Source organism: Streptomyces sp. NPDC004752, assembly GCF_053601275.1.
Genome location: NZ_JBSGBN010000252.1, coordinates 1 through 5,191, shown reverse-complemented (window position 1 = coordinate 5,191; position 5,191 = coordinate 1). Strand labels below are relative to the sequence as shown.

At 71.5% G+C, this 5,191-nt stretch carries 2 protein-coding genes; one reads left to right on the top strand and one right to left on the bottom strand.

Going from position 1 to position 5,191, the window contains the following annotated elements; translation table 11 throughout:
- Window positions 1-566: type VII secretion integral membrane protein EccD (eccD, locus tag ACWEKM_RS45710; RefSeq protein WP_451627227.1), on the bottom strand; the 566-nt coding region annotated here is incomplete at its 3' end.
- Between the two features lie 593 nt (window positions 567-1,159).
- Between eccD and eccCa the strand changes: the two genes are divergently transcribed.
- The gene (gene eccCa / locus ACWEKM_RS45705) at window positions 1,160-5,176 is read left to right on the top strand and encodes a type VII secretion protein EccCa (RefSeq protein WP_451627228.1); all 4,017 of its coding nucleotides are present in this window, start codon (window positions 1,160-1,162) and stop codon (window positions 5,174-5,176) included.
- The last annotated feature ends 15 nt before the right edge of the window (window positions 5,177-5,191 follow it).

Here is a 5,191-nt window from a genome sequence, read left to right as displayed (position 1 = left end):
GTCCAGTACAGGGTGGCCATCACACCCAGCGCGGCGCCGGCGCCGGCGTCGCCGACGGCCCGGCTCGCCGAGGCCGCGCCGGCCAGCATCAGCAGCCCGCCGGCGAAAAGGATGCCGACGCGCAGCCGGATGTCCATGCCCGGCAGGGCGAGGAGCACCGATCCGGCGGCCAGCGCGGTCACCGTGAGGCCGATCAGCACCCGTCGGCTCACCGTCGGGGTCCAGGCGAACGGGCGGCGTTCCATGTTGGTGGCGATGCCGTCGACCAGGTCGTCGAAGTGCGGCTCGGGCAGCGCGTCGGCGCGCGGTCTGAGGTGGAGGGTCTCGCCGTCGCGGACCCCGGCCGCGTCGAGCGTGGACTCCTCGTCCAGGGGTGCGCCGCCCAGCCGTTGGAGCACCCAGCCGCCGTGTTCGAGGCCGGCCTCCTGGATGTCTTCACCGGCGTAGTCGAGCAGGGCGGGCAGCAGATCGGCCACCGGTATGTCACCGGGTACGGCCAGATCCATGGATTTCTGGGGCGCTCGTACCGTGATCCGGCACAGATGTGCCACCGTGCTGTCGGTCAAGGCTCGCTCGTCTCTCCGAGTATGGGACAGGGGCCTTCAGGCAGTGAGGATGGAAGAAACCTTGTGGCAGTGGGGGTGCCGGGACCGACGCGCGAGATCGGCGTCTGGAATCGGACGGCTGTACCCTACAAAATCTTTTCCGGTCCCGTCCGGGGTGGCCCGACCCAAAGCGCCCGCTCCCGAGGCGCCGGCTCCCGAAGAACCCGCCTCTGGGGAACCAGTCTCTGGGAACCTGCCCCTGGGGACCCGCCGTCGAAAAGGCCCGCCCCGCCGACAAGTTCATACACCGGAGCTTTACAGTTCTGGTGCCGGCACCGCCTCGCCCTGCCGCCGCTCCCGACACCGTCCGTCCGACCGCTCACCCGTCCGACCGACCGACTGTCCGACCGCTCCACCCGCCCCGCCTGTCCGACCTCTCCGTCCGACTGACCGCCCCGGCTGCCGGACCACCCCGCCCCTCTGACCAATCCCCCCGTCTGGCCGCTCCGTCAGACCGACCACTGCGTCCGTCTGGCCGCTTGGTCCGACCCTTCCGCCCGGCCCACCGTTGCCGCCGGGTGAACTCTCGCCGCCGAGGAGGCAGTCCCTTGAGTGTGGTTCTCTTCCGTCGTCCGGCCCGCCGCCGGGCCCCGGACATGCCCGAGGGAGAGCTGAGCCTCCAAGAGCCGCCCACCCTGCCGGAGATCGTGCCCGACACCTCCGCGGTGTGGAACTACCTGCCCATGGGCATGATGTCGGCCTCGATGATGCTGCTGTTCATCCGCATGGGCAACGGCAGTTCGACCCTCGGCTACACCGCCCTGGCGCTGATGGTGACCGCCTCCGGACTGATGATCCTGGGCCAGGTGATGCGCAAGGCCGGCGACCGCAAACGCCGGCTGAAGGGCGAGCGCCGCGACTATCTGCGCTACCTCCGGCAGACCCGGATCCAGGTCCGCGGGGCGTTCGTGCAACAGCAGTACGCCCTGTCCTGGCGGCATCCCGAACCCGGCGCGCTGTCGTCGCTGGCCCGCACCTCCCGGCTGTGGGAACGCAGGCCCGGGCAGGACGACTTCGGCGAGGCCCGGCTCGCGGTCGGCGGGCAGCGGCTGGGGCTGCGCCTGGCGCCGATGTCCACCAAGCCCGTCGAGGACCTGGAACCGCTGTCCGCGCACGCCCTGCGCAGTTTCATACGGGCCTACGCGACCGTCCCCGACCAGCCCATCGCGCTGTCTCTGCGGGCCTGGTCGCGGGTGCTGTTCCGGGGTGACGAGAAGCGTATCCGCGACGCCGTACGGGCCCTGGTGACGCAGCTCGCCGTGTTCCATGCGCCCGACGACCTGTGGCTGGCCTTCTGCGTGTCCGAGGACCGGCGCGCGGACTGGGACTGGGTGAAGTGGCTGCCGCACGCCCTGCACACCGAGGACCAGGACGGCGCCGGTCCTGTGCGACTGGTCGTGTCCACCATGACCGGCCTGGAGGACCTGCTCGGCGCGGAGTTCCAGGAGCGACCGCCGTTCGACCCGGAGGCCGTGCCGGGCCGGGAGGAACCGTTCACGGTGATCGTGGTGGACCAGGGAAGCGTGCCGAGCGGCCACCGGTTCGACGGCGCCGGGTTCCGCAACGCCGTAGTGCTGGATCTGTCCGGTGAGTTGGCCTGGCGTCCCGGACGCTCCACGCTGCGCCTGGAGTTCAGCGAGGACGAGGGCACCGGCGGGCGAAGGAGCCGGGGCGACGGCACCGTCACGCTGGTGCGCACCGACCGCAACCGCCAGGAGCAGCACACGCTGCTCGGCCGCCCCGACCGGCTCGGTCCGGCCATGGCGCGGGCAGTGGCCATGCGGCTGTCCCCGTACCGGATGGCGTTCGGCGGCGACACCGCCGAACCGATGTCCGCGGACATCGAGTTGACATCGCTGCTCGGCATCACCGACCTGCACCGCTTCGACCCGCTGGAGCTGTGGGCGCGCCGTGGCGGCTCGGACCGGCTGCGGGTGCCCATCGGCATCAGCGCCGAGGGCCAGCCGGTGGAGCTGGACATCAAGGAAGCCGCGCAGGGCGGCATGGGCCCGCACGGCATGCTGATCGGCGCGACCGGCTCCGGCAAGAGCGAGACGCTGCGCACCCTGGTGCTCGCGCTCGCGCTCACCCACTCCTCGGACACCCTCAATTTCGTCCTGGTGGACTTCAAGGGCGGCGCCACCTTCCTCGGCCTGGACGAACTCCCGCACACCTCCGCGGTGATCACCAACCTGGCCGACGAGGTGGCGCTCGTCTCCCGTATGCAGGACGCCCTGCACGGCGAGCTGATCCGGCGCCAGGAACTGCTGCGCGCGGCCGGCAACTACACCTCGGCGCTGGAGTACGAGAAGGCGCGGGCCGCGGGCACCCCGCTCCAGCCGCTGCCCAGTTTGTTCGTCATCGTCGACGAGTTCAGCGAACTGCTCGCCGCGCACCGGGAGTTCATGGAACTGTTCGTGATGATCGGCCGGCTCGGGCGCAGCCTCGGCGTGCATCTGCTGCTGGCCTCGCAGCGTCTGGACGAGGGCCGGATGCACCAGTTGGAGAGCCATCTCTCCTACCGCATCGGTCTGCGCACCTTCTCGGCCATGGAGAGCCGGGGTGTGCTGGGTGTGCCGGACGCCTACCATCTGCCGCCGCAGCCCGGCGGCGGCTATCTCAAGAGCGGTGTGGAGGAGCTGACCCGGTTCCGCGCCGCCTATGTCTCCGGGCCCTACGAGCACCGCAGCGGGCCGGTGGCCCAGGCGCGGGCGGCCGGCCAGGTCGTGCCCTGGACGACGGAGTGGATCGCGCCCCGTCCGGCGCCGGAGACCCCGGACGAGCCGGACGCGACTGTGGCCGCGCCGGACGAGGAGGAGCAGGCGGGCGTTGCGCAGACGCTGATGGCGGCGGCCCTGGACCGGCTGCGCGGCTCCGGACCGCCCGCCCATCAGGTGTGGCTGCCGCCGCTGGACGCCTCGCCCTCTCTCGACCAGCTCCTCCCGCCGCTGGCACCGCACCCCGAGTACGGCCTGACCACGGTGGGCTGGGCGGGCCGTGGGCGTCTCTCGGTGCCCGTCGGCATCGTCGACCGGCCCTTCGACCAGGTGCGGGACCTGCTGACGGTCGACCTGTCCGGCGCCGGCGGACACATGGCGATCGCGGGCGGCCCGCAGAGCGGCAAGAGCACCGTCGTACGCACCCTGATCTCGGCGCTGGCACTCACTCACACCCCGCGTGAAGTCCAGTTCTACTGCCTTGACTTCGGTGGTGGATCACTGGCCGGGCTGGTCGGGCTGCCGCACGTCGGCTCGGTGGCCGCCCGGGTCGACACCGAGCGGATCGGGCGGACCGTCGCCGAGGTCACCGCCATCCTGGAGGACCGCGAACGGCTCTTCCTCCAGCATGGCATCGCCTCGATGCCCGACTACCGCGCCCGCCGGGCGGCCGGTGAGTTCGCCGATCAGCCGCACGGTGACGTCTTCATGGTCGTGGACGGCTGGTCCACCGTCCGCCAGGACCACCAGGACCTGATCCAGACGTTCACCCGGATCGCCGCCCGCGGCCTCAACTACGGCATCCATCTGGTCGTCACCACCGCCCGCTGGGTGGAACTGGCCGCCGCCGTGCGCGACCAGGCGGGCACCCGGGTCGAGTTGCGGATGGGTGACCCCATCGAGTCCATGGTGGACACCCGTCGGGCCAGGACGGTGCCCTCCGTACCGGGACGGGGCCTGACCATCGACAGCAAACTGCACTTCCTGTCGGCGCTGCCCCGGATCGACGGCGCGGAGAGCGCCGACGACCTCGCGGCCGGGGCATCGGCCCTGATCCTGGACGTCAAGGAGCACTGGACGGGTCCGCAGGCGCCCGAGGTACGGCTGCTGCCGCCCCAGCTGTCCAGCGGCGAACTGCCTGCCCCGCAGACCACCGCGGAGGGCGGACTGCGTGTCGCGCTGGGCGTCGAGGAGGACAAACTCGCCCCCGCCTGGCACGACTTCGCCGTCACCCCGCATCTGCTCGTCGTCGGCGACACGGAAAGCGGCAAGACCAATCTGCTGCGGCTCGTCGCCCGCGCCATCACCGAGCGGTATACGCCCGAGGAGGCCCGGGTGCTGGTCGTGGACTACCGCCGTGACCTGGTGGAGGCGGTCCCGCAGGAGTACCGGCTGGGGCACGCCGTGTCCATCGACGCGCTGCGCGAACTGGTCAACGGCGCGGCACGGGCGATCCGGCTCCGGGTGCCGGGCGCGGACATCACCCCGGACCGGATGCGGCTGTGCGACTGGTGGACGGGGCCGCGGCTGTTCGTCCTGGTCGACGACTACGACATGATCGGCACGGGTCCCGGCAACAACCCGTTCATACCGCTCCTGGACCATCTCGCGCTCGGCTACGAGGTCGGTCTGCACATGGTCGTCGCCCGCTCCGCGTCCGGCGCCGGGCGCGGCCTCCAGGAGGCCCTGCTGCGCCGCCTCCAGGAGGTCAACTCCCCCGGCCTGCTGCTGTCCTGTCCGCCCACCGAGGGCTATCTGTTCGGGAACATCAAGCCCCGCATCCTGCCCCGCGGCCGAGCCATGCGCGTGGCCCGCCGGACCATGACCCTGGTACAGACGGCACAGGTCGACTAGACGCTGCGCCGGCCT